This is a genomic window from Aminobacter sp. NyZ550, assembly GCF_025628925.2.
Classification (GTDB): Bacteria; Pseudomonadota; Alphaproteobacteria; order Rhizobiales; family Rhizobiaceae; genus Aminobacter; species Aminobacter ciceronei.
Genome location: NZ_CP114190.1, coordinates 1201158 through 1224662, shown reverse-complemented (window position 1 = coordinate 1224662; position 23505 = coordinate 1201158). Strand labels below are relative to the sequence as shown.

At 63.6% G+C, this 23505-nt stretch carries 21 protein-coding genes and 2 pseudogenes; 6 read left to right on the top strand and 17 right to left on the bottom strand.

Annotated elements, in window-relative coordinates; genetic code table 11:
* Window positions 1-40: 40 nt before the first annotated feature.
* Window positions 41-199 carry a DUF3309 family protein gene (locus N7E70_RS06050; RefSeq protein WP_083948446.1) on the top strand — a complete coding sequence of 53 codons (159 nt, stop codon included), beginning with the start codon at window positions 41-43 and terminating at the stop codon, window positions 197-199.
* A 3-nt stretch (window positions 200-202) separates the two neighbouring features.
* Here N7E70_RS06050 and N7E70_RS06045 read toward each other — a convergent pair whose 3' ends face one another.
* Window positions 203-571: a hypothetical protein gene (locus N7E70_RS06045; protein ID WP_067956656.1), complete on the bottom strand. Its 369-nt coding sequence runs from the start codon at window positions 569-571 to the stop codon at window positions 203-205.
* A 115-nt stretch (window positions 572-686) separates the two neighbouring features.
* Window positions 687-1643, bottom strand: a complete 957-nt coding sequence (locus N7E70_RS06040) for an NmrA family NAD(P)-binding protein (protein WP_263005795.1) — start codon at window positions 1641-1643, stop codon at window positions 687-689.
* Window positions 1644-1737: 94 nt separating this feature from the next.
* On the opposite strand from N7E70_RS06040, the gene N7E70_RS06035 reads away from it, so the two are divergent.
* Window positions 1738-2631 (top strand): LysR family transcriptional regulator, encoded by an 894-nt coding sequence (locus N7E70_RS06035; RefSeq protein WP_263005794.1) that lies wholly within the window; start codon window positions 1738-1740, stop codon window positions 2629-2631.
* On the opposite strand, the gene N7E70_RS06030 is transcribed toward N7E70_RS06035, so the two are convergent.
* On the bottom strand, window positions 2610-3800 hold the full coding sequence (locus N7E70_RS06030; protein WP_263005793.1) for an MFS transporter: 1191 nt from the start codon (window positions 3798-3800) through the stop codon (window positions 2610-2612). The two genes, N7E70_RS06035 and N7E70_RS06030, sit on opposite strands and share 22 nt — an antisense overlap.
* Before the next feature lie 377 nt (window positions 3801-4177).
* On the opposite strand from N7E70_RS06030, the gene N7E70_RS06025 reads away from it, so the two are divergent.
* A complete protein-coding gene (locus N7E70_RS06025; RefSeq protein WP_263005792.1) occupies window positions 4178-5008 on the top strand; it encodes an SH3 domain-containing protein in 831 nt (276 codons plus the stop codon).
* 20 nt (window positions 5009-5028) lie between these two features.
* On the opposite strand, the gene pyc is transcribed toward N7E70_RS06025, so the two are convergent.
* The 11 genes and pseudogenes from pyc to N7E70_RS05975 form a co-directional block, all read right to left on the bottom strand.
* Window positions 5029-8487 (bottom strand): pyruvate carboxylase, encoded by a 3459-nt coding sequence (gene pyc / locus N7E70_RS06020; protein ID WP_067956648.1) that lies wholly within the window; start codon window positions 8485-8487, stop codon window positions 5029-5031.
* Between the two features lie 191 nt (window positions 8488-8678).
* A complete protein-coding gene (locus N7E70_RS06015) occupies window positions 8679-9794 on the bottom strand; it encodes a branched-chain amino acid ABC transporter substrate-binding protein (RefSeq protein ID WP_067956644.1) in 1116 nt (371 codons plus the stop codon).
* 136 nt (window positions 9795-9930) lie between these two features.
* A complete protein-coding gene (locus N7E70_RS06010) occupies window positions 9931-10278 on the bottom strand; it encodes a DUF6867 family protein (protein WP_067956643.1) in 348 nt (115 codons plus the stop codon).
* Window positions 10279-10289: 11 nt separating this feature from the next.
* Window positions 10290-11018 (bottom strand): ABC transporter ATP-binding protein, encoded by a 729-nt coding sequence (locus N7E70_RS06005; RefSeq protein ID WP_067956640.1) that lies wholly within the window; start codon window positions 11016-11018, stop codon window positions 10290-10292.
* Window positions 11015-11269 (bottom strand): annotated as a pseudogene (locus tag N7E70_RS30895) (ATP-binding cassette domain-containing protein); the annotation flags it as partial. The gene N7E70_RS06005 and the pseudogene N7E70_RS30895, both read right to left, overlap by 4 nt.
* Window positions 11270-12184: 915 nt before the next feature.
* Window positions 12185-13051, bottom strand: a pseudogene (locus N7E70_RS30890) (ABC transporter ATP-binding protein); the annotation flags it as partial.
* The gene (gene livM, locus N7E70_RS05995; protein WP_263005790.1) at window positions 13051-14646 is read right to left on the bottom strand and encodes a high-affinity branched-chain amino acid ABC transporter permease LivM; all 1596 of its coding nucleotides are present in this window, start codon (window positions 14644-14646) and stop codon (window positions 13051-13053) included. The gene livM and the pseudogene N7E70_RS30890, both read right to left, overlap by 1 nt.
* A 4-nt stretch (window positions 14647-14650) precedes the next feature.
* A complete protein-coding gene (locus tag N7E70_RS05990; protein WP_154386183.1) occupies window positions 14651-15553 on the bottom strand; it encodes a branched-chain amino acid ABC transporter permease in 903 nt (300 codons plus the stop codon).
* A gap of 345 nt (window positions 15554-15898) precedes the next feature.
* Window positions 15899-16900 (bottom strand): 4-hydroxyproline epimerase, encoded by a 1002-nt coding sequence (locus N7E70_RS05985; RefSeq protein WP_067956631.1) that lies wholly within the window; start codon window positions 16898-16900, stop codon window positions 15899-15901.
* A 14-nt stretch (window positions 16901-16914) separates the two neighbouring features.
* A complete protein-coding gene (locus N7E70_RS05980; protein ID WP_154386184.1) occupies window positions 16915-18168 on the bottom strand; it encodes an NAD(P)/FAD-dependent oxidoreductase in 1254 nt (417 codons plus the stop codon).
* Window positions 18169-18202: 34 nt separating this feature from the next.
* The gene (locus tag N7E70_RS05975; protein WP_067956627.1) at window positions 18203-19096 is read right to left on the bottom strand and encodes a dihydrodipicolinate synthase family protein; all 894 of its coding nucleotides are present in this window, start codon (window positions 19094-19096) and stop codon (window positions 18203-18205) included.
* Window positions 19097-19211: 115 nt separating this feature from the next.
* On the opposite strand from N7E70_RS05975, the gene N7E70_RS05970 reads away from it, so the two are divergent.
* Window positions 19212-19859, top strand: coding sequence for a GntR family transcriptional regulator (locus N7E70_RS05970; protein WP_263005789.1), 648 nt, complete (start codon window positions 19212-19214; stop codon window positions 19857-19859).
* Between the two features lie 14 nt (window positions 19860-19873).
* On the opposite strand, the gene N7E70_RS05965 is transcribed toward N7E70_RS05970, so the two are convergent.
* Both N7E70_RS05965 and N7E70_RS05960 read right to left on the bottom strand, forming a co-directional pair.
* On the bottom strand, window positions 19874-20194 hold the full coding sequence (locus tag N7E70_RS05965; RefSeq protein WP_263005788.1) for a hypothetical protein: 321 nt from the start codon (window positions 20192-20194) through the stop codon (window positions 19874-19876).
* Between the two features lie 160 nt (window positions 20195-20354).
* Window positions 20355-20948 carry a hypothetical protein gene (locus N7E70_RS05960; protein WP_263005787.1) on the bottom strand — a complete coding sequence of 198 codons (594 nt, stop codon included), beginning with the start codon at window positions 20946-20948 and terminating at the stop codon, window positions 20355-20357.
* 79 nt (window positions 20949-21027) lie between these two features.
* Between N7E70_RS05960 and N7E70_RS05955 the strand changes: the two genes are divergently transcribed.
* Both N7E70_RS05955 and N7E70_RS05950 read left to right on the top strand, forming a co-directional pair.
* Window positions 21028-21576: a hypothetical protein gene (locus N7E70_RS05955; RefSeq protein ID WP_263005786.1), complete on the top strand. Its 549-nt coding sequence runs from the start codon at window positions 21028-21030 to the stop codon at window positions 21574-21576.
* A 1-nt stretch (window position 21577) separates the two neighbouring features.
* A complete protein-coding gene (locus tag N7E70_RS05950) occupies window positions 21578-21805 on the top strand; it encodes a helix-turn-helix domain-containing protein (protein ID WP_192313696.1) in 228 nt (75 codons plus the stop codon).
* A gap of 85 nt (window positions 21806-21890) precedes the next feature.
* Here the strand turns inward: N7E70_RS05950 and N7E70_RS05945 are convergent, their stop codons facing one another.
* Window positions 21891-23387 (bottom strand): CoA-acylating methylmalonate-semialdehyde dehydrogenase, encoded by a 1497-nt coding sequence (locus N7E70_RS05945; protein ID WP_263005785.1) that lies wholly within the window; start codon window positions 23385-23387, stop codon window positions 21891-21893.
* Window positions 23388-23505 lie beyond the last annotated feature (118 nt).

The following is a 23505-nucleotide window of genomic DNA, read 5'->3' as shown; positions in this document are numbered from 1 at the left end:
TTGCTGCCTCGATGAACCCCAAGAATCCGAGGCATGAACAATGACGATTTCAACGCTGCTCATCATCATCCTGATCCTGATCCTGCTCGGCGCGGTGCCGGCCTGGCCGCACTCGCGCGGATGGGGATATGGCCCATCGGGCATCGTCGGCATCCTGCTCGTGGTGCTCTTGGTGTTGATGCTGATGGGGCGGATCTGACCGTCAGCGGACCAACCGGCTAAGGCGACTGGAGCAAGCCTGCGCAGGTCGCCAGCCCCTTGCGGTAATCGTGCCGGGCCGGGACGCCCCGGTCCGCAACGCATGCTGGACATCGGTGACATAAGCATTGAAGTCGGACGACGCCTCAAGGCAGACGCCGTACTTTCTGTAGGGGTTGGCGGCCCCGCCCACATCCATGGCCTTCAAAGCCCAGGCCTTCTCCCGCTTCGAGCTTGGCACATAGACGAGCCTCTCGATGTCGGCGGCAGTCTGGGCGGCGTCGTCCACCTTCTCGATCAGGCTTTCAAGCACGGCCGACCGGGCGGAGATCGTGTCGTGTAGGTCCCGGCTGTCGGAGAGCGCGTCGGCCACGGCCGGCGCCGCTGCAAGCTGCGAGCAACAAGGCGATACCGGTCAACGCGCTCATCCGACGCCCCCCACACGGCAACTATCTCATGCACAGTCACCGGCTGGAAGCTGAAAGGCTTCAGGCGGCCGACTTGAGTCTGGAAGGGAGCAAGTCAAGATCGTCGAGCGCGCCCTTCACCGCCTCGTCCAGCGGCGTGTGCGGGATCTCGCCGATGGCGGCTCCCAGCCGCCTCGAGACGAGGCGATGCGGTTCGAAGCGCAGATAGGACATCGATACGATCGCCTTCCACATCGGCACGAACGGGCTTCCGGCGCGCAGCACCCACCACGGCATGCTGGCGAGCTTGAGCTTGCGGCCTGTCACACGCCCCATTGCCGCCTTGATCTCCAGGTCGGTCAGGGAGTGGCCCGGGAGATTGAAGCTTTCATAGGCGCCGAGAGACTCTCGCCTGTCGGCCAGCGCCACAAACGTTCTGGCGAGATCGGGCAGATAGGCCCAGGCATGAACGAGATCCACGGGGCCAGGCGCGGTGTAGGCGCCCTTGGCCAGCTTGGAGGCGATGATCAGGTCGAACCAGGAGCCCGTGCCCTTGCCGCCAAAGAAGTCGCCGGCCCTGAGCAACACAGTACGAACCCGGCCGGCATCGGCCTCGTTCCGGTACAGCTCTTCTTGCTCTGCGCGGATGCGGCCCTTGTCGGTCGTCGGTCGCTGCGGCGTGTCCTCTGATATGACGGCAGGCATCGGCGAGCCGAAGTTGTAGACGGTACCGGCAACCATGTGCAGCGCGCCATTGGTGTGGCAGGCAGCCATGACGTTTTCGGCCATCGGCAGCACCGAGCTCCAGTCGGTGTAGACGGGACTCAGGCCGTTGAAGACGATGTCCATGCCACGTGTGGCAGCGACAAGCGACTGCCGGTCGAGCGCGTCGGCGGCGAACGGTTCGGCGCCAGCAAGCTCAGCCGGCAGCGTGCCGTCGCGGGTGATGGCCCTCACCTGGTATCCCGCGTCGAGAAAGGCCTTGGCGACGGCGCGGCCAAGCCGGCCGCGGGCACCCAATATTGCGATCTTGGTCATGTCGGTCACTCCTGTTGTGTGACCGCAATGTCGTTCATTCATTTCGGGAAATAAATTGACTGGAAATGGCAACCTGATATTCATTTTTGTATAGATGCCTGAGCTCGACTGGAACCTCATCCGAAGCTTCGTCGCGGTTGCCGAAACCGGCAGCCTGTCGGCCGCGGCGCGCAAACTGGGCTCCAGCCAGCCGACCCTGGGTCGCCATATCGCCGAGCTCGAGCACGTACTCGACGTCACGCTGTTTCGGCGCGGCCGCCAGGGTTATATGCTGACCGAGGCCGGTAGCCTGCTGTTCGAGCGGGGCCGTGCCGTCAGCGAACAGGCAACATCATTCGCGCGACTCGCTTTGGGCGCGGTGGAAGCGATCGAAGGCACGGTCCGGATCGCGGCGAGCGAGATGGTTGCCGCCCATGTCCTGCCTGTGATGCTGGCGCGTCTCGGAATGGAAGAGCCGGGCATCGAGGTCGAGGTCGTCGCGTCCAACCAGGTCGAGAATCTTCTGCGCCGCGACGCCGACATCGCGATCCGCATGGTGCAGCCGGCCCAGAATGAGCTGGTGGCCCGCAAGGTCACCGACATCGCGCTACGGATGTGCGCTGCTACAACCTATCTTAACCGCCGCGGCCGGCTGGGGCATCCGGAGGATCTGCAGCAGCATGACCTGATCGGGTTCGACCGCAGCGACGAGATGATCCGCGGCCTCGAACGCTTCTACCCCGGGATGACGCGGCATGCCTTCCGCTTCCGCTCCGACAACCACATCGTGCTCTGGGAGGCCGTACGGGCCGGCAACGGCGTGGGTATCGGCCAGTTGCCGCTGATCCACCGCGAACCGGGGTTGGAGGTCGTCCTGCCTGACCTGCCGCTGCCTGTACTGCCGGTCTGGCTCGCCATGCATCGCGACGTGCGCGCAAGCGTACGTATCCGTCGCGTCGTCGACTTCCTGCATGAAGAGCTGAAGCGTTATTCCGCCGGCGCCGCTTGAGTCATTGCCCTGAAGTCGGCATGGCGGGCGAGCCCGGCCATGACGGATACCACGACCAGCAGGCCGGACAAGGTGACGAAAACAGGCGCAAAGCCCGTATGGCCGGCGACGAAGCCGATCGCCGACGGCGCCACCAGTATGCCTGAATAACCCATCGTGGTGACCACGCTCATGCCGATGTTCGGCACCACGCCGGGCTGGTTTCCGGCGGCGGAGAAGGCGATCGGCACCATGTTGGCGACGCCCAGCCCGCACATGGCGAAGGCGGCGATGGCGATCCAGGGATTGGGCGCAAGGCCTGCAGCCAGCATGCCGGCGGCGGCGACCAGCGCCGAGACGCGCAGGGTGTTGACCGCGCCGAAGCGGTTGCGGACACCATCACCCAGGAACCGCATCAGTGCCATGATGCCGGAGAAGGCGGCAAAGGCGAAACCGGCGGTAGCGATGTCGGCGCCAAGTTCCTGCTTGAGGTAGAGCGCCGCCCAGTCGAGCACCGCACCTTCCGGGATCATCGAAAACAGCGCCATGACACCGACGAGATAAATGGCCGCCAGGCGCGGCATGCGGAAATGCCGATGCTCATGCGCCACCGGCTTGTCCTCGATCAGATAGCGCAGGGCAAAGGCGGTCATGGCCGCTGCAACGAGCGTGACGAACAAGGCATGCGGCAGATGCCCGAACTGCTGGATGATGATGCCGCCAAGCCCGCCGCCGACGAAGCCGCCAAGGCTCCAGAAGCCGTGCGACGACGACATGATGGCGCGCGACAGCCGCTTTTCCACCGCAACGGCATTGGCGTTCATGGCGACATCCATGGCGCCCGCCGTGGCGCCGAAGATGTACATCGTCATCGCAGTCAGCCAGACATTGGGCGCCAAGGTTACCATCAGCAGTGCAAAGACCAGAATCCAGGCGAAGCCGATGACAACAGGGCGTGAGCCGCGCTTGGTCATCAGGTAACCGGAGAACGGCATCGCCGTCAGCGCGCCGATGCCGAAACCAAGGATCAACAGGCCGAGCACGAACTCGCTGATGCCGAGCCGGGTGACCAGCAACGGAATCTGCGGCGCCCAGCTTCCGGTCATGAAGCCGTTCATGAAAAATGCTGCTGCGACAGCCCATCGGGCCGAAGCGTTGGCGGGTGTCGGGGTGGCGTCTTTGATGCTCATCGAGCGCGACTCCTAACATAGCTGCCTGGCAGCTGAAATCGATTTCAACCTGCCGTGATCGTCGGATTCAAAAAGTGACCGCCAAGCTCGACAGGTCCCGGTATCACCACCGCATTTCAAGGCGAATGCTGATTTTTAAATCGATTTAGAAGCCAGTCAAGTCAGCTTCCATGGCAAGCATTGGGCCAGGACGGTAACAAAGGTTAACGATTGCCCGAATTCCGTCGAATAGCTGGGCTAGCAGGGAAGCTTGGAAACTGCGGCGGGACGGGCAACACACTCCACGTTCGCAATCGTTTCGATACATTGCATGCCAAATCGGGTTGGGGGTCGGCTTCGGCATGTCGCCGGGCTGTACCAGTGTGGAGTCTTGTACCATGAATACCCCCGCCTTCCGGCTTGCCGGGATATCAAGCGGCCTCGCCGCCCGTCTGCCCCGGCTGCATCTGTCGAAGCTCGAAATCGGCTTGCTTGGCGCAGCTGCGACGCTGGCGATCGCCATCGTCGCATTCGGGCTCACCGGCAGCGACAAGCCGGACCCGATAGAAACCGCAGCCGTCCTGCCCCCGCGCCTCGAAACCAAGAACCCCGGCACGGAAATCCCCGCCGAGACAGCCAAGCCGATCGCATCGGCCACCGGTCAGACAGCTGCCGCTCCGGTTCCGGCAGTGCCGGCGCCAACACAGGCCTCGCTCCTGTCAGCCCTGGCCTCGGCACCCGCAACCAGCCATTTCGAAAAGCCCCAGGCGACGGCAGTTGCCGGCCCGGACGAGCGAGGCGAGACGGCCACAACGCCATTGACCACGGCCGCCGACCAGGCGCCCGATCCAGCGCCGACCACGGTCATTCCAACGGAAGAATTGCGCGGCTCGATCGACGTCCAGGTGGCGGAGACGGAAACGGAGGTGGCGATGCTCGAGCAGCAGACCGGCATGATAGACGGCGAGACCGGTAATGTTGCCCAGGCGACGACCGGTCCGCTGCCGGAGTTGCGCCCGGCAAAGGTGGTGAAATACGCCAATTTGCGTGACGGACCTGCCGACGAGGCCAAGGTGATCGTCGTCGTTCCGGCCAATGCCGAGATCGAGGCCGAGGTCGACTGCAACTGGTGCACGGTCGTCTACAAAGGCCAGCGCGGCTACATGTATAAAAACCTGATCCGCCGCACCGTGGCGGAAGAAGCAAAGGCAGGTCAGGGGCTGTTCTGAGCCCCCGACCCTGAGCGAGATCAGCCGTAGACGACCAAAAGGTCCTTGGCGTCGATCTGGTCGCCGGCACGCACCAGCACCTCGGCGATGGTGCCGTCGCGTTCGGCATGCAGTGCCGTTTCCATCTTCATGGCTTCGATCGACAGCAGCACGTCGCCGGCCTTGATCGGCTGGCCGGCTGAGACGGCGAGCGTCGAGACGACGCCCGGCATCGGCGCACCGACATGGGCGTCGTTGCCCGCCTCGGCCTTGCGCCGTGCCTTGGAGGCGGATGCGCCATGGGCACGGTCCGGCACCTTGACGCGGCGCGGCTGGCCGTTGAGTTCGAAGAACACCGTCACCATGCCCTTCTCGTCGACGTCGCCGACAGCGAGGCAACGGATGACCAGCGTCTTGCCCTTTTCGATATCGACGAAAACCTCGTCCTCCGGCTTCATGCCGTAGAAATAGACCGGCGTCGGCAGCACGCTGACCGGACCGTAGGTGTCCTGGGCGCCGACGAAGTCGGTGAACACCTTCGGGTACATCAGCCAGGAGGCAAACTCGTCCTCGGACAGCTTGCGCCCGAGCTTGCTCTCGATTTCCTTGCGGTTGGCCTTGAGATCGGCCGGCTTGAGCAGCGAACCGGGGCGCGTGGTGATCGGTGTCTCGCCCTTCAGCACCTTTTTCTGCAGTGCCGCCGGCCAGCCGCCAGGCGACTGGCCGAGATCGCCGCGCAGCATCGACACCACCGAGTCCGGGAAGGCAATGTCCTTGGCCGGGTTCTCGACGTCGGCGACGGTCAGCTCCTGGCTGACCATCATCAGTGCCATGTCGCCGACGACCTTGGACGACGGCGTCACCTTGACGATGTCGCCGAACATCAGGTTGACGTCGTGATAAGCCTGCGCCACCTCGTGCCAGCGGGTCTCGAGGCCGAGCGAGCGGGCCTGTTCCTTCAGGTTGGTGAACTGGCCACCCGGCATCTCATGCAGATAGACCTCCGAAGCGGGTCCCTTCAGGTCGCTCTCGAAGGCGGCATACTGGTTGCGCACGGCTTCCCAGTAGAACGAGATGCGGCGGATCCATTCGGGCGCCAGGCCCGGGTCGCGATCCGAACCACGCAGTGCCTCGACGATCGAGCCCAGGCACGGCTGCGAGGTGTTGCCGGAGAAGGCATCCATGGCCGCGTCGATGGCATCGACGCCGCTTTCGACCGCCGCCAGCACGGTTGCCGCCGACAGGCCCGACGTGTCGTGGGTGTGGAAATGGATCGGCAGGTCGGTGGCCTCACGCAGCGCCTTGAACAGCACGCGCGCCGCAGCCGGCTTGAGCAGGCCCGCCATGTCCTTGACGGCGATGATGTGCGCGCCGGCCGCTTCCAGCTCCTTGGCGAGGCCGACATAATACTTCAGGTCGTACTTCGCCCTGTTCGGGTCGAGGATGTCACCGGTGTAGCAGATCGCCGCTTCGCAGAGCTTGCCCTCGGCACCGACCGCATCCATCGACACGCGCATGTTCTCGACCCAGTTGAGGCAGTCGAAGACGCGGAACAGGTCGACGCCACCTGATGCAGCCTGGCGAACGAAATGCTGGACGACGTTGTCGGGATAGTTGGTGTAGCCGACGCCGTTGGCGCCGCGCAGCAGCATCTGCAGCAGGATGTTGGGCGCCGCCTGACGGACTTTCGATAGCCGCTCCCACGGGTCTTCGGTCAGGAAGCGCATGGCGACGTCGAAGGTGGCACCGCCCCAGCATTCGAGCGACAGCAGCTGCGGCAGCGCGCGCGCATAGGTACCGGCAATCTTGGCGATGTCATGGGTGCGCACCCGCGTCGCCAGAAGCGACTGGTGGCCGTCACGCATCGTCGTGTCGGTGATCAGTACCTGCTTCTGCGCCCGCATCCAGGCCGCGAACTTCTCCGGGCCAAGCTGGTCGAGCATCTGCCTGGTGCCGTCGGGGATCGGGCCGGTGAACCACGGCACGACGGGTGCTGCGGCCTCTGGATTGGGCGCGGCGCGGCCACGCGTCTCCGGGTGGCCGTTGACGGTGACGTCGGCGAGGTAGTTGAGCAGCTTGGTGGCGCGGTCCTGGCGCTTGACCTGCGCGAACAGCTCGGGCGTCGAGTCGATGAACCTGGTGGTGTAGGAATTATCGCGGAACGACGGGTGTGTGATGATCGCTTCGAGGAAGGTCAGGTTGGTCGCCACGCCGCGAATGCGGAACTCGCGCAGCGCCCGATGCATGCGCGCGATCGCCTCGACCGGGTTCGGCGCCCAGGCGGTGACCTTTTCCAGCAGCGGATCGTAGAAACGGGTGATGACCGCGCCCGAATAGGCCGTGCCGCCGTCGAGGCGGATGCCGAAACCGGTGGCGCCGCGATAGGCGGTGATGCGGCCATAGTCGGGAATAAAGTTCTGCTCCGGGTCCTCGGTCGTGATGCGGCACTGCAAGGCATGGCCGTTGAGGCGGATGTCTGCCTGGACGGGCACGCCCGATTCCGGCGTGCCTATGGCGAAGCCGTCGAGGATGTGGATCTGTGCCTTGACGATGTCGATGCCGGTCACCTGCTCGGTGACGGTATGTTCAACCTGGATGCGCGGGTTGACCTCGATGAAGTAGAACTTGCCGGTGTCGGCATCCTGCAGGAACTCGACAGTGCCCGCGCCGATATAGGCGGTGTCGCGGGCGAGCTTGAGGGCATAACCGCACAGCTCCTGGCGCAGCTCCTCGCTGAGGTAAGGTGCTGGTGCGCGCTCGACGACCTTCTGGTTGCGGCGCTGGATCGAGCAGTCGCGCTCGAACAGGTGCACGGCGTTGCCATGGGTGTCACCCAGCACCTGCACCTCGACATGGCGAGCGCGTTCGATCAGCTTTTCAAGATAGACCTCGTCCTTGCCGAACGCCGCCTTGGCCTCGCGCTTGCCTTCGGTCACCTCGCGGATGAGGTCGGCCTCGCTGCGGATGGCGCGCATGCCACGACCGCCGCCACCCCATGAGGCCTTGAGCATGACGGGATAGCCAACCTCGGCGGCGAGCCTCTTCACCTCGTCCATGTCGTCGGGCAGAGGGTCGGTCGCCGGGATCACCGGCACACCGACTTCAATGGCAAGATTGCGCGCCGCCACCTTGTTGCCAAGCCGGCGCATGGTCTCGGGCTTCGGCCCGATGAAGGTGATGCCATTGGCAGCACAGGCGTCAGCGAACTCGGGGCTCTCCGACAACAGACCATAGCCGGGATGGATGGCATCGGCACCCGACAGCCTGGCGACGCGGATGATCTCCTCGATCGACAGGTAGCTTTCGATCGGTCCCATGTCCTTGGTGAGATGGGGACCACGGCCGACCTGGTAGCTTTCGTCGGCCTTGAAGCGATGCAGCGAATATTTGTCCTCTTCGGCCCAGATCGCCACGGTTTTGAGCCCCAGCTCATTGGCCGCGCGGAAGACGCGGATGGCGATTTCGGATCGGTTGGCGACGAGGATCTTGCTGATCGGCACGAATACGCTCCAGGGAACCGGATATTTAAGAGGCGGCGAATGATTAGCGGGAAAATGCTGCGGTGCAACCGAAAACACACATTGCTAAATCGATTTAATTTCCGTCGGGTCAGACCGGCATTTTTCCACGGCACAAAAAAATGCCCGACGCTTTCGCGCCGGGCATCTCACATCAGCAGACCCTGCTGAAATTACTTCTGCGGCTTGTAGGTGTACTTGCCGTCGTCGCCCTTCACCCATTCATACATGATGTAGCCGGGCAGCTTCGGGTCGCCCTTCTCGTCGAAGCCCATGTCGCCAAGCACGGTCGGGAAGGTGTTCGCCTTCATTGCCTTCGCCACTTCCTGCGGATCGACCGAACCAGCCTTCTTGGCAGCTTCGGCGATGACCTGCATCGCTGCGTAGGAGTAGAGGGTGTAAGCCTCGGGGTTGAAGCCGGCGGCACGGAACTTTTCGACCAGCGCGTTGTTGGTCGGGTTCAGCGTCGGATCGGGACCGAAGGTGTTGAGGGTACCGGCAACAGCGTCGCCAGCGATCGAGGCGAGTTCGTTCGAGACGATGCCATCACCCGAAACCAGCTTCGCCTTGAGGCCCTGGTCAGCCGTCTGGCGGATGATCAGGCCGGCTTCGGTGTGTAGGCCGCCCCAGTAGATGATGGTGACGCCGGCTTCCTTCATCTTGCCGATGAGTGCCGAGAAATCCTTGTCGCCGATGTTGACGCCTTCGTACATGACCTCGGTCAGGCCGGCAGCGTTCATCGCCTTCTTGGTTTCGTCAGCCAGACCCTGGCCGTAAGGCGTCTTGTCGTGGATCACCGCGATCTTGGCGTCCTTGAACTTCTCAGCCAGATATGCACCGGCGATGGCGCCCTGCTGGTCGTCACGGCCGCAGGTGCGGAAGGTGTTCCACAGGCCGCGCTCGGTGAACTGCGGGTTGGTCGCAGCCGGGGTGATTTCGAGGATGCCGTTCTCGGCGTAGACTTCCGAAGCCGGAATCGAGACGCCCGAGTTGAAGTGACCGACCACGAACTTGACGCCGTCAGCGACGAACTTGTTGGCGACCGAGATGCCCTGCTTCGGATCGGAAACGTCGTCGCCGACAACCAGCTTGATCTGCTCGCCGTTGATGCCGCCCGCGGCGTTGATGTCGGCAACCGCCTGCTCGGCGCCCTTCTGGAGCTGCGCTCCGAAGGCTGCGTTCGGGCCGGTGATCGGGCCAGCGACGCCAACAATGATATCGGCCCATGCGCTGCCGCTGAACGCCACAAGCGCGGTCAGTGCAACAGCCGACAAAAGTGACTTTTTCATTGAAACACTCCCATTAGTTGAGTGGGCGTGGATGTTCTTTCATGCGATGCCCACCCATATCGCAGAAAGGTGAGTTTGCCGATTTTCCGGCAGTTGTCACGCCGATTCATTGGCGAATCGGCGCGTTAGAACCCCCTCAAGACTTGGCGCGCCAAGAAAGCGGCGAGGCCTTTTCATAGAGCCAGTGATATTGCTTCACCATCTGATTGGTGCGGGTGTATTTGTAACCAAGCGTTGCAAAAACCAGCAATATGACGGTGTCGACGATATAGTACTGCAGCGAGAACATGGTGCCCTCGAACAGCGCGTGGTGGATGAAGCGTACGCCGAGCCCAAGCCCCAGAATGTACAACACGAGCTGCGCGTAGCTGCGCCAGGTCTGGGCACAGGCGCGTCCGGTCATCCAGGCCGCCCATCCACCCAGCAGGCAGCTGACGAACAGGAACTGCCAGATCGAGGCTTCCTCGTAGAGAATGCCGTGCATGATGGTATCTCCTAGTGACGGCCGCCTTCGAGATAGGCTGCGCGAACCTCGGGATCGGCGAGCAGATCCTTGCCGGTGCCGCTCATCGTGACGACGCCGTTGACCATGACGTAGCCGCGCGTCGCCAGCTTGAGCGCGCCGAAGGCGTTCTGCTCGACAAGGAACACGGTCAGCCCTTGGGTGCGGTTGAGCTCGCGGATGGCGTCGAAGATCTGCTTCACGATCAGCGGCGCCAGACCGAGCGAAGGCTCGTCGAGCAGCAGCAGCTTGGGTCGAGCCATCAGCGCGCGGCCGATCGACAGCATCTGCTGCTCTCCGCCGGAAAGCGTGCCGCCGCGCTGGCCGATGCGCTCCTTGAGACGTGGAAACAGCGTGAACACCTTCTCGACGTCCTCATCATAGTATTTGAGGTTGTCGAGGCTTGCGCCCATCTGAAGATTTTCCATCACCGTCATGCGCGGGAAGATGCGCCGGCCCTCGGGCGATTGCGCGATGCGCAACCTCGCGATCTCGTGCGTCGGCATGTCGGTGATGTCGGTTCCGGCGAAGGTGATGGTGCCGCGGCGCGCCCTTGGCGTACCGAAGATGGTCATCATCAGCGTTGACTTGCCAGCGCCGTTGGCGCCGATCAGCGCGACGATCTCGCCTTCATTGACAGCGACGTCGACGCCGCTGAGGGCGCGGATGTTGCCGTAGTAGGTCTCGACACCTTTGATGTCGAGCAAGGTCTTAGCCGTCACTTGCCACCTCCGCGCTTGGCTTTCGCCGGCTTGGCCGCTTCACGCGCCAGCGCCTTGGCCTGCCCCACCCAGTCTTCCCGTTCGATGCGGCCGTCAAAGGCGAGATAGGCCTCGGCCGCCGCGATGTCCGACTTCTTCCACGCCGCCACCTGGTCGAAATGGAAGATACCGTGCTCGTTGAGCTTCTTTTCGTTGACCGGCCCGATGCCCTTGATCGCGATGAGCCGGTCGGCAACGCCGCCACGCGGAGCGGCAAGTACGTTGGAGATGGTCTTCGGAGCTGAGGGCTTCGCGGCGGCAGGTTTGGACGCCGCCGGCTTGGCGGCAGTCGGTTTGGGCGTTGACGCCGCAGGTTTGGCGGCCGGCTTGGCCGCAGCCTTCGCAGCCGGCTTGGCGGGCGCCTTTGTCGCAGCCGTTGATGACGGTTTTGCTGGCGTCTTCGTTTCGGCTTTGGCGACCGCTGGCTTGGCAGCCGGGGCAGGCTTGGCGCTGCCCTTTGGTGCCGGCGTGGCCGTGACTGCAGACTTTACGACCTTTGCTGTCTTGGTAGCAGGTTTCGCGGCTGGTGTCGCCCTGGCAGCCGGTTTCGCCGGCGGCGTGGCCGTGCCGGTCGGCTTCGCAGCGGTCGTGGCTTTGGCAACCGGCTTGGCCGATACAGCGGCTGGCTTGGCTGCCGGAGCAGCCTTCGCCGGGGCCTTGGTCGTTGTCTTGGCAGCAGCCTTCGGCGCATCCCCCCTGGCGACTTGCTTTGAAGGTGCCGACGCTGCCTTGGCCGCGGGCTTGACCGCCTCTTTCAAGACGGCAGGCCTGCTTGCTCTGGCCGCAGGCTTCGTCTCAGCCTTTGCCGCTAGCTTGGCAGGAACAGCGGCGGATGCCTTGCCGGCTGCCGCCTTGGGCGCAGGCTTGACCGGCGCAGACATCAACCCCGCGGCTGGTGCAGCCGTAGGCTTGGCCTTCTTCGCCTTTCCGGCGGGAGCCATCTGGCTTGCAGACGCGGCGGCTGCCCTTGCAGCCTGCACTTCAACCTGACTGGCTTTCGATGCGCCCTTGGAGACCGAGACGACTTCGCCATGACCATCGCTGTGGCCAATGGTGTCGCTCACCGGTCCGGCCATCATCGACGAAGACGAACCAGGTCCATGGGCCGGATCCGGCATGCCTTCGAGCTCTTCGATGACCTGCTCGTCGCCGACCTCGACCAGAACGTTGGATACCTCTTCGTCGTCGACGCCGAGATAGGCGGCAATGACCTTCGGATCTGTCCTGACCGACATCGGGTCGCCATCGGAAATCTTGCGGCCGTATTCCAGCACCACGACGTGGTCGGAAATCTGCATGACCACCGACATGTCGTGCTCGATGAGCAGGATCGACGTGCCGGTGTTGTCCTTGATGTCGTTGAGCAGCGTATTGAGTGCCAGCGACTCTTTGGGGTTGAGGCCGGCCGCCGGTTCGTCGAGGCAAAGCAGCTCTGGTCCGGTACACATGGCGCGCGCAATCTCGAGGCGGCGTTGTGCGCCATAGGGAAGGTCGCCCGCCGGATCGTCGGCACGGTCGAGCAGTTCGGCCTTTTCGAGCCAATGCTTGGCAAGCTCGACTGATTCAGCCGACGCCCTGCGGTAGCCGCCAAGGCCGACCAGGCCCATGACGGTAAATCCGGAGGCCTTCATCAGCTTGTTGTGCTGGGCAACCAGAAGATTCTCGAGCAGCGTCATGCCCGAAAACAGCCGGATGTTCTGGAAGGTACGCGCGACCTTGGCCTTGGCCGTGATCTGGAAGTCCGGCATGCGCTCGAGCAGGAATTCCCCGCCTTCGCGGCCGTTGAACCGGATCATGCCTTCGGTCGGCTTGTAGAAGCCCGTAATGCAGTTGAAGACCGTGGTCTTGCCGGCACCGTTCGGGCCGATCAGCGCGGTGATTTCCCCGCGCTTGGCCTCAAAGGACAGGTCGCCGATGGCGACAAGGCCACCGAATTTCATCGACAGATGCTCGACCTGCAGGATCGGCTTGCTCATGGATGCGCTCGCGTTCATCAGCCGTGTCCTTCCTTGGTGAAGGAACTGGAGACAGCTTTTCGTTCATGCAGGAAGGCCGTGGGTTCGCGGCTGCCGACGAAACCTCGCGGCTTCCACAGCATCACGATGACCATCGCCATGCCAAACAGCAGCATGCGGTAAAGCTCAGGCGTGAAGTCCGGCCCGAAAACGTGCTTGAGGAACTCCATCTCGCGCAGGATCTCGGTGCCGCCGATCATCACCGCGGCCGCGACCGCGATGCCGACCAGCGACCCCATGCCGCCGAGCACCACGATAGCCAGGATGATCGCCGATTCCAGGAAGACGAAGGATTCAGGCGACACGAAGCCCTGGCGCGCGGCGAAGAACGAGCCGGCGAAACCGCCGAACATGGCGCCTGTCGCAAAGGCGGTGAGCTTGGTGGTGGTGGTGTTGATGCCGAGCGAACGGCAGGCGATCTCGTCCTCGCGCAGCGCTTCCCAGGCGCGGCCGACCGGCATGCGGCGCAGGCGTATGGTGACGAAGGCAGTCAGCAGCGCCAGGCCAAGGATGAGGTAGTAGAGGAAGATCTTGTAGTAGGCGCCGGACTGGGCGATGCCGAGCACCTTGGCGATGTAGTTGGGATCGGAGACGTTGAACGACATCAGCCCGAAGAAGCTGACCTTCGGGATGCCGGAGATGCCGGCAGCACCGTTGGTGACTTCGCGCCAGTTGATCAGCACGAGGCGGATGATCTCACCAAAGGCGAGCGTGACGATCGCCAGATAGTCGCCTCGAAGCCGCAGAACCGGGAAGCCGAGGATGACGCCCCAGAAGGCGGCCATGATGCCGGCCACCGGCAGCAGGATCCAGAACGACCAGCCGAGCTGCGTTGCCAAAAGCGCGTAGGCATAGGCGCCGACGGCGTAGAAAGCGACGTAGCCGAGATCGAGCAGCCCGGCGAGACCGACGACGATGTTCAGGCCCCAGGCCAGCATGACGTAGATCAGGATCTGGATGCCGAAATTGTCGACCCACTTGAGCGAACCCTGGAAGCCGCCAGCCATCGAACCCGTCAAGAGCGCCAGGATCAGGACGACAACGATTGGATAGGCGATCAGGACGCCGACGCCGAGGGCCGAAAAGTGGTTATGGATGAAGGCGCGGAAGTAGAACAGCACCGAGGCCAGCGCATAGATGATCGCCAGCGCGCGGAAGAAGCGCAGGTAACCAGCCAGGCCGGAACCGAAAATCCCGTCAAGCGAGCTGGCGAACAACAGAAGCACCGCCGCGACGACCAGCGCCCCAATGAAGTAGGGCAAGCGGAAGAACCGCGTCGCCACGCTGTCTGGCAGCAGCCCGCTGGCGACATCGACGATCTTCTGTCGCGCCATGAATGGCTGCGCATAGGCGACGTAGAGGAAGCGGCCGAGCATGACCAGACCGACGACGATGGTAAGCAGGCCCCAGCGCGGAACGAGGACCAGTTCGTTGCTGATGTTCTGGTCGGTCTTGAGGCCGATGAAGAGGAAGAAAAGGCCAAACGCGATGATACCCGCATAGAAGGCCTCGCGAAGGCCGTGCTGCAATGGGCTGGCGGTCTCTTCGCGTGAAGCTTGGGCGATATTGGCCATGTTGTCAGACCTTCTCGACTTCGGGCCGGCCAAGGATGCCGGAGGGCAGGAAGATGAGCACGATGGCGAGGATCGAGAACGCTGCAACGTCCTTGTAGTCGATCGAGAAGTAGGCCGACCACATGCTTTCGATGAAGCCGATCATCAGGCCGCCAATGACAGCTCCCGGCAACGAGCCGATGCCGCCAAGCACCGCCGCCGTGAAGGCTTTGACCCCGGGCACGAAACCGTCGGAGAAGGCAACGACACCGTAATACATGAGGAACAGGGTACCGGCGACGGCGGCAAGGGCTGCACCCATGATGAAGGTGATGGAGATGGTGCGGTCGACGTCGATGCCGAGCAAAGCTGCCATCTTGCGGTCCTGCTCGCAGGCACGCTGGGCGCGGCCGAGCGAGGTCTTGTTGACGAGGTACCAGAACAAAGCGAGCAGCAGGGCGGTGACCACGACGATGATGATCTGCTTCAGCGAAATCGAGATGCCGCCGACATCGTAGACCTGGCTGACCATTGGCGGGATCGGCTTGTTGCGCGGACCCTGGGTGACCTGAACGAAATTGGACAGCGCGATCGACATGCCGATGGCGGTGATCAGCGGCGCCAGGCGGAACGATCCGCGCAGCGGCCGGTAGGCCACCTTTTCGATCGTCCAGTTGTAGAGGCTGGTCAGGAGCATCGCCACGACCATCATGATCAGCAGGGCGATGACGACCGGCACCGAATAGAACATGGCGCCCAGGATCAGGAACACGATCAGGGCTGTAAACGCCCCGAGCATGAAGATGTCGCCATGGGCGAAATTGATCATGCCGATGATGCCGTAGACCATCGTATAGCCGATCGCGATCAGGCCATAGATGGACCCCAGCGTCAGCCCATTGACCAGCTGCTGGACGAAATATTGCATATGGATGCGGCTCCCCTGGAATGTCGCGCGATGCACGCATTCCTTTTGATATTTCCCCTAGTCCTAAAGTTTCGAGCCTGGATTGCAACGTGATTCTTCAACCCGTTGCGGCTTGCCGGACAGCGTTTTCCGCCGCCTCTGTTTTTTGTTGTCCAGGCCCTGGACTATCGCGAAACCTATCATTGGCTCAACGCAATGTCTTTGCCGTTTCCGGTGATTTTGCGCGCCATGATCGAAGAATGTAGCGCCAAGATACGTAACAGCAACAGGTTCTTGCGTCTTGCCGATGGTCTCTTTCCTATGAATGTCTAGACATATTGGCTGCTCCAGCTCCCTGCCATACGACTATTTGACTATGAACCCATGCGCGAACGGATCGCGATCGTCGATGAAGATGGTGTTCAATCCGGTCATCCGCGCCCACCCCCCGATCGAGGGAATGATCGCCTTCTTGCCGGCCACTTCGACCTCGCGCTCGACCCGCCCCTTGAACAGCGAACCGATGATCGATTCGTGCACGAAATCGTCACCCGCCCTGAGCTTGTCCTTGCCGTGAAGCTGCGCCATGCGCGCCGAGGTGCCGGTGCCGCAAGGCGAGCGGTCGATCGCCTTGTCGCCATAGAAGACCGCGTTGCGGGCATGCGCTTCGGCATGCTTCGGCGCACCCGTCCACAGCATGTGCGACAGCCGGTCGATGCCGGGATTTTCAGGATGCACAAACTGGTATTTTTCGTTCAGCCGCTGCCGCACGACAGGGCTCCAGGCGATGAAATCGCCGGCGGTGTAGTCGGCCATGTCGCGGTAGTTTTCCTGCGGCTCGACGATGGCGTAGAAATTTCCGCCATAAGCGACGTCGACCCTGATCTCGCCGAGTACAGGGCATTCGACCGAAAGCCCTTCGGCATAAAGGAAGGACGGCACGTTGGTGATGCGCACTTCCTCGACATAATCGCCGACCTGCCTGTACTCGGCAATCACGAGGCCGGCCGGCGTGTCGAGGCGCAGCGTGCCCGGCGTCTTCGGCTTGATCAGCCCGTGCTCGATCGCCATCGTCACCGTGCCGATCGTGCCGTGGCCGCACATCGGCAGGCAGCCCGACGTCTCGATGAACAGGATGGCGACATCGCAATCCTCGCGCGTCGGCGGATAGAGGATCGAGCCCGACATCACGTCATGGCCGCGCGGCTCGAACATCAGCCCGGTGCGGATCCAGTCGTATTCGGCAAGGAAATGCGCCCGACGTTCCATCATCGTCGCGCCTTCGAGGCGGGGGCCACCGCCCGCCACCAGCCGCACCGGATTGCCGCAGGTGTGGCCGTCGATACAGAAAAAGGAGTGGCGCGCCATGATGATACCTTGCGTCAGAAACGTTGGGCGGAAAAGGGGGTGAGATCGATCGCCGACTTTTGACCCAGCATGCGCTCGCGCACCAGCCGGCCGGTGGCCGCCGCCTGGGTGAGGCCAAGGTGACCATGGCCGAAAGCGTAGTGGACGCCGGCTTGGCTGCGCGAGCCGCCAATGACCGGCAGCGAATCGGGCAGCGACGGGCGGAAGCCCATCCATTCGCGCCCGCCCGAAGTATCGAGACCCGGTAGGAACTTGCGCGCCTTCTCCAGCATCGCCTTCGACCGCGCATAGTTCGGCGCCCGCGAGATGCCGCCCAGCTCGACCGCGCCGCCGACGCGCAGGCCGGTGGCAAGCGGCGTGATGACGAAGCCATGGCCGGAGAAGATCAGCTGTCGCTTGACGTCGAAAGCACTGGTGGGGAGCGTCGTGTTGTAGCCGCGCTCGGTTTCGAGCGGGATGACGTCGCCGAGCTGACGGGCGAGCAGATGCGACCAGGCTCCGGCAGCGATCAGCACCTGGCGGGCGAACAGCGTGCGGCCTTGCTTGAGCTGGATCAGGATGCGGTCACCAGCCGGCCGGACAAGCCCGACATCGCCCTTGACGAAGGAAGCGCCGCTGACCTCGGCATGACGCCAGATCGCCTTGCCGAGATCCTTCGGGTCGGACACCGTCTTCCAGCCGGGCACGAAGGTGCCACGCGTGAAGCGGTCGGCCAGCCCGGGCTGATAGTTTGCGAGTTCGTGCTTTTCGAGATGCCGGTAGGCGATGCCGAAGCGGTCACGCGCCGCCCAGCTCGGCAATGCCGCCTTGAACTCCGCCTCACGCTCGTAGAGTTCAAGCGAACCGTCCTCGCGCAGCATCGAGCCGGTACCCGAGCGCGCCATCAGCGACGCCCACTCCTGCTCGGCGAGCTTCATCAGCCCGGCCTGCGCGGCAAGGCTCGCCTCATAGTTGGCGGGCGCCCCGGCACGCCAGAAGCGGAAGAGCCATGGCGCAAGCTTGGGCAGGTAGGCAGGTGGAATGGTCAGCGGGCCAAGCGGGTCGGCCAGCCATTTCGGTACGTTGCGCATCATGCCCTTGTGCGCAAGCGGCAGGACATCGGAGAACGCAAACGCCCCGGCATTGCCGGAGCTGGTTTCCTCGCAGACGCCGGTGCGGTCAAAGACCGTCACCTTGCGCCCGGCCTCGGCGAGATAGGCAGCCGCCACGATGCCGACGATGCCGGCGCCGATGATGGCAATGTCGATCTCGTCGACCGCTGCACTCATGCCTTGCTCCCCTCCGAGCCCTGCCCTTACCAGATCAGAACGAAGGCAGCTTGGGGCGGACTTCCAGGGCGTCCTTGATGATCTTCTCGACCGCGTTGCGGCGCTCGCCCGACAATGGCTTGCGCGGCATGCGCACACGATCGTGGGAGCCGATCGCCAGCACCTCGGCAAGCTTGATGTTCTGGACCAGATAGGTCGAGACGTCGAGGTCGAGCAGCGGGCGGAACCAGCGGTAGATGGCGAGCGCCTCTTCGCGCCGGCCCTGCTTCATCAGCTGGTAGATGGCGACAGTCTCGCGCGGGAAGGCGACGACGAGGCCTGCAACCCAACCGATTGCGCCGACCGAAAGAGCCTCGAAGGCGAGGTTGTCGACGCCGGTGAACAGGTCGTAGCGGTTGCCCAGGCGGTTGATGATCTCGGTCGAGCGGCGGATGTCGTCGGACGATTCCTTTACCGCGACGAAGCGCGTGTCGGACGCCAGTTCCTCCATCTGGTCGACGGTGACGTCGACGCGGTAGGCGAGGCGGTTGGAGTAGATCATGACCGGCAGGTCGCCGGCTTCGGCCACGGCGCGAAGGGCCGCCACCGTCTCTTCCGGGTTGGTGTGGTAGATCGGGCTCGGCACCACCATCAGGCCGGACGCGCCTTCCCTAGAGGCGCGCTTGGCGATGGCCGCCGCCTCGCGGGTGCCGGCCTCGTTGACCGTCAGCAGCACCGGCTTGCCGGCGGCGACCTTCTGGGCGGTCTTCAGCACCTCGATCTTTTCGTCATGCGAGAGCATCGGGCCCTCGCCGAGCGAGCCGGCGACGATCAGGCCGTCACATCCGGCCTCCATCTGCAGCGCGAAGCAGCGCTCCATTTCGGCATGATCGAGGCGATCGTCCGCCGTGAATTTGGTGGTGACTGCTGGGATGACTCCGGCCCACATGGCGCTCTCTCCATCTGATATATCAGTGATATATGACGAGGCGACCAACATTGTCAATCGCCAATCGCATCTGATATATCAAAAATATATCATTGCGCTTTCAAGAGATTCGGTCATGCAAGCTGAGAAACTGGAACCGGCTGCGACACGGGCCTACCACGAGCTCGAACGGCTCATCGTCACCCTCGAACTCGCCCCTGGGACCATTGCCACCGAAGGTTCTCTGATCGACAGGCTTGGCCTTGGCCGCACGCCGGTGCGCGAGGCGATCCAGCGCCTGGCCTGGGAAGGACTGGTCGAGATCAGGCCGCGCGCAGGCCTGGCGATTGCGCCGCTGCACCCCGGCGATTGGCTGCGCGTGCTCGACGCGCGCCGCGGCATCGAGGTCGTGCTTGCTCGCTCGGCGGCGCGCTTCGTCACCCGCGATGCCGCCAACCAGTTCCATGCCGCAGCCCTTGCGATGCAGAAAGCAGTGATCGCGGCCGACGTGCTCGGCTTCCTTGCGGCCGACAAGGCGCTCGACGAGGCGCTCGCCCTTGCCGCCGACAACGACTTTGCCGCCCGCCTCGCAGCACCCCTGCAGACCCACAGCCGGCGTTTCTGGTTCCGCTACCAGCGCGACACCGGCCTCGCAGCCTCTGCCGAGCACCACGTCGCCCTGATCCGGTCCATCCTCGAGCATGACGAGGAGGGCGCCGCCCAGGAAGCCGAGCGGCTGATGGCGATGCTGCGCGCCCACGCCGAGGCGGCAGCGACGCGGTAAGGCCGCATGATCGATCAATGTCTCGGTTCGGCTTCCCTGACCTCGTCAACGGCGCTCTCCCAGCCGTCGCCGGCGGCGAGCACACAGCTGCGGCCTCTGACATCCGACAACAGCACGGTCCAGGTGCCATCGGCGGAGATGTAGATTTCGACGATGGCCGCGTCGCTGGCGACGCCGTAACCAAGGCGCCGCTCGTGAAAACTGTCCGTCAGGCCGGCCACGATCGCGTCATGGTCGCTGCAGAACAGCTCTGCAACTGCCGGGGTGGCCGGCAGCATCAGCGCCAAGCCGACGGCCGCCAGCCCGCTTGTGTGGAATGCGGGCACGAGCGCCATTCGACACCTCCTTGCCGCCGCATCTGTGCGGGAAGGTAACGACCCATCTTAACACGAAGGGCCAGTGGAAGCCCCGGAAGCATTGGGCCTTCCGTCATTCCGTCCAGGCCCTCGCACCCGGGGCATATTGCTGCACACCGCCGCAACAAGCGGCGGCACGTCAGCCCTGTCGGGGATCACACAATGGCAGCTTTGCGATGGCGTCGTCCGTCAGCAGTTTTCTCAGGTTTACCGACGACACCAGGAAGTACTGTTCGTCCGCCTGGCTGCGCATGAAAATCTCTGCCGCGAGCGCGCCGGGGTTGATGGCACCGTCGCGGCATCCACCCTTGATCGTCACGGATATGCTGCCCTTGCCGTCCTTCCGGCCGGTCGCCTTGAAAGCGCGCGCCTTGGCCTGCGCGGCGGCGAGCCGGGCCAGGTCCGCCTGCGCGACGCGAGCGACCTGGATCCTTTCGAAGGAAGGGCTGGCCGACACGCCCGGCGCATTGTCGCCTGATACGATTTCGAGCGGCAAGGCCTCGTTGACCGGTCCATAAGGTGCCGGCGCCTCCATCGCGAAATGCAGCACGACATCGCCGGTGCGCAGCTTGAGCGGAACAGGCATGACGGCTGCGACGCTCATCTGCTCCGGCGCGATCTCTAGAGGATCAAGGGCTGCGAGCCTGGTCAGCGCCATCGGATTGAGCGAAGCGCAGGCAGACAGCGTCAACAGCGAGGCCAGCCCTGCAATCGAACGTCCACGCACCGACATAATGCCTCCATATGGTTGTTTGACAGCACTGACTTATTGTTTTACGATAATTTTTGCAAACAGAATTTGAGAGGCCGAAATGGAGACTGCCCGCGAGCGCGCCCGTTTGCTGAGCCGGCGCATGGAAAAGCTCATCCTCGTGCTGATGGCCATTCTCGGCCTGTTCGTCCTCTACGGGCAGGTACTGGCCTGGTCCGACCCGACCTGGATCGGCACGTTCGTGATCGAAAGGCTGGCACTTCCGACGCCGACGCAGCTCTCGACCTCGACGATGCTGTTGCTGGCAGCGGCATTTCTCGCACAGGCCGGATTGCTCGGATGGGCGCTGCAGACGCTGCGGGCGGCGTTCCGCGAGATCGGCCTGCATGACATCGTCGGCGCTGAAAGCGCGCGCCTGATGCGCCTGTCAGGCGTGGCTTTTCTGACCAACGCGATCGCCATGGCGTTGGCCCCGCCGCTGGTCTCGCTCATCGTCAGCCTCGACATGCCGGCCGGCCAGCGGTTCCTGGCGATCAGCTTCGGCACGCACGAACTGCTGGCCCTGATCCTGTCGGGCATACTGATCGTCTTTGGCCACCTCCTTGCGGTGGCCGCCGAGGTCGACGACGACAACAAGCGGTTCGTCTGACATGCCGGTCATCGTCAATCTCGACGTCATGCTGGCGCGCCGCAAGATGCGTTCCAAGGAACTCGCCGCCAAGATCGGCATCACTGAGCAGAACCTGTCGCTGCTGAAGTCCGGCAAGGTGCGCGGTGTCAGGTTTTCGACGCTCGCCCGCATCTGCGCCGAGCTCGAGTGCCAGCCGGGCGACCTGCTGGAGTACCAGCCGGGACCGGAAGAAGAGGACGAAACGTAAAACGGGCGCCCAACGGGCGCCCGTTCATTTTCCCGCTAGAAACGGTCAGTTCATCGTCGGGATGATGAACTCCACGCCGTCGGGCTTAGTTCATCGTCGGAATGACGAATTCCGCACCGTCCTTGACGCCCGACGGCCAGCGCGAGGTCACCGTCTTGGTCTTGGTGTAGAAGCGGAACGCATCCGGACCGTGCTGGTTGAGGTCACCGAAGGACGAAGCCTTCCAGCCGCCGAAGGTGTAGTAGGCGATCGGAACCGGGATCGGCACGTTGATACCGACCATGCCGACCTGGACACGCGAAGCGAAATCGCGGGCGGCGTCGCCGTCGCGGGTGAAGATCGCCACGCCGTTGCCCATCTCGTGGTCGTTGGCCAGCTTGATGGCGTTCTCGTAGGTTGGCGCGCGCACCACCGAGAGAACCGGGCCGAAGATCTCTTCCTTATAGATGCGCATATCGGCGGTCACATGGTCGAACAGACAGCCGCCCATATAGAAGCCGTTCTCGTAGCCCTGCATCTTGAAGCCGCGGCCGTCGACGACGAGCTTGGCGCCTTCCATGACGCCGATGTCGACGTAACCCTTGATGCGCTCCAGCGCCTCACGGGTGACGACCGGGCCGAAGTCGGCGGACGAGTCGGTCGACGGGCCGACCTTCAGGCTCTCGACGCGCGGGACCAGCTTTTCCATCAGCCGTTCGGCGGTGTCGTGGCCGACGGGAACGGCCACCGAGATCGCCATGCAGCGCTCGCCGGCCGAGCCGTAGCCGGCGCCGATCAGCGCGTCGACGGTCTGGTCCATGTCGGCGTCGGGCATGATGATCATGTGATTCTTGGCGCCGCCGAAGCACTGCACGCGCTTGCCGTTGGCGCAGCCCCGGCTGTAGATGTACTGGGCGATCGGCGTCGAGCCGACGAAGCCGACGGCCTTGATGTCGGGATCGTCGAGGATCGCGTCGACAACCGTCTTGTCGCCGTTGACGACGTTGAGGATGCCTGCCGGAAGGCCGGCTTCGAGGAACAGTTCGGCGATGCGCAACGGCACGCCCGGGTCGCGCTCTGACGGCTTCAGGATGAAGGCGTTGCCGCAAGCAATCGCCGGCGCGATCTTCCACAGCGGGATCATCGCCGGGAAGTTGAACGGAGTGATGCCGGCGACGACGCCGAGCGCCTGGCGCATCGAGTAGACGTCGATGCCGGGGCCGGCGCCGTCGGTGAACTCGCCCTTCATCATGTGTGGAGCGCCAATGCACACTTCGACAACTTCAAGGCCGCGCTGGATGTCACCCTTGGCGTCGGCAATGGTCTTGCCATGCTCGCGCGCCAGAAGCTCGGCCAGCGAGTCGTACTCCTTGTGCACCAGCTCCAGGAACTTCATCAGCACGCGGACGCGGCGCTGCGGATTGGTGGCCGCCCAGGCAGGCTGTGCTGCCTTGGCATTCTCGACGGCGGCGCGCAGTTCCTGCGCCGAGGCAAGTGCCACCGTGGCGCGTACCGAACCGTCCATCGGCTGCAGCACGTCCTGCTTGCGCCCGCTGGTGCCGGCGACATGCTTGCCGCCGATGAAATGACCGTAATCGACCATTGCTTCTCTCCCAATTCTTTGTTGATGGCTCATTGTCCCGCTTAACGCGCGCCTTTGCAACGCGAGGGTGAACGCAACCGTTGTGCAGAAAATAAAGTCCGACGAGAGCTTGAATGCG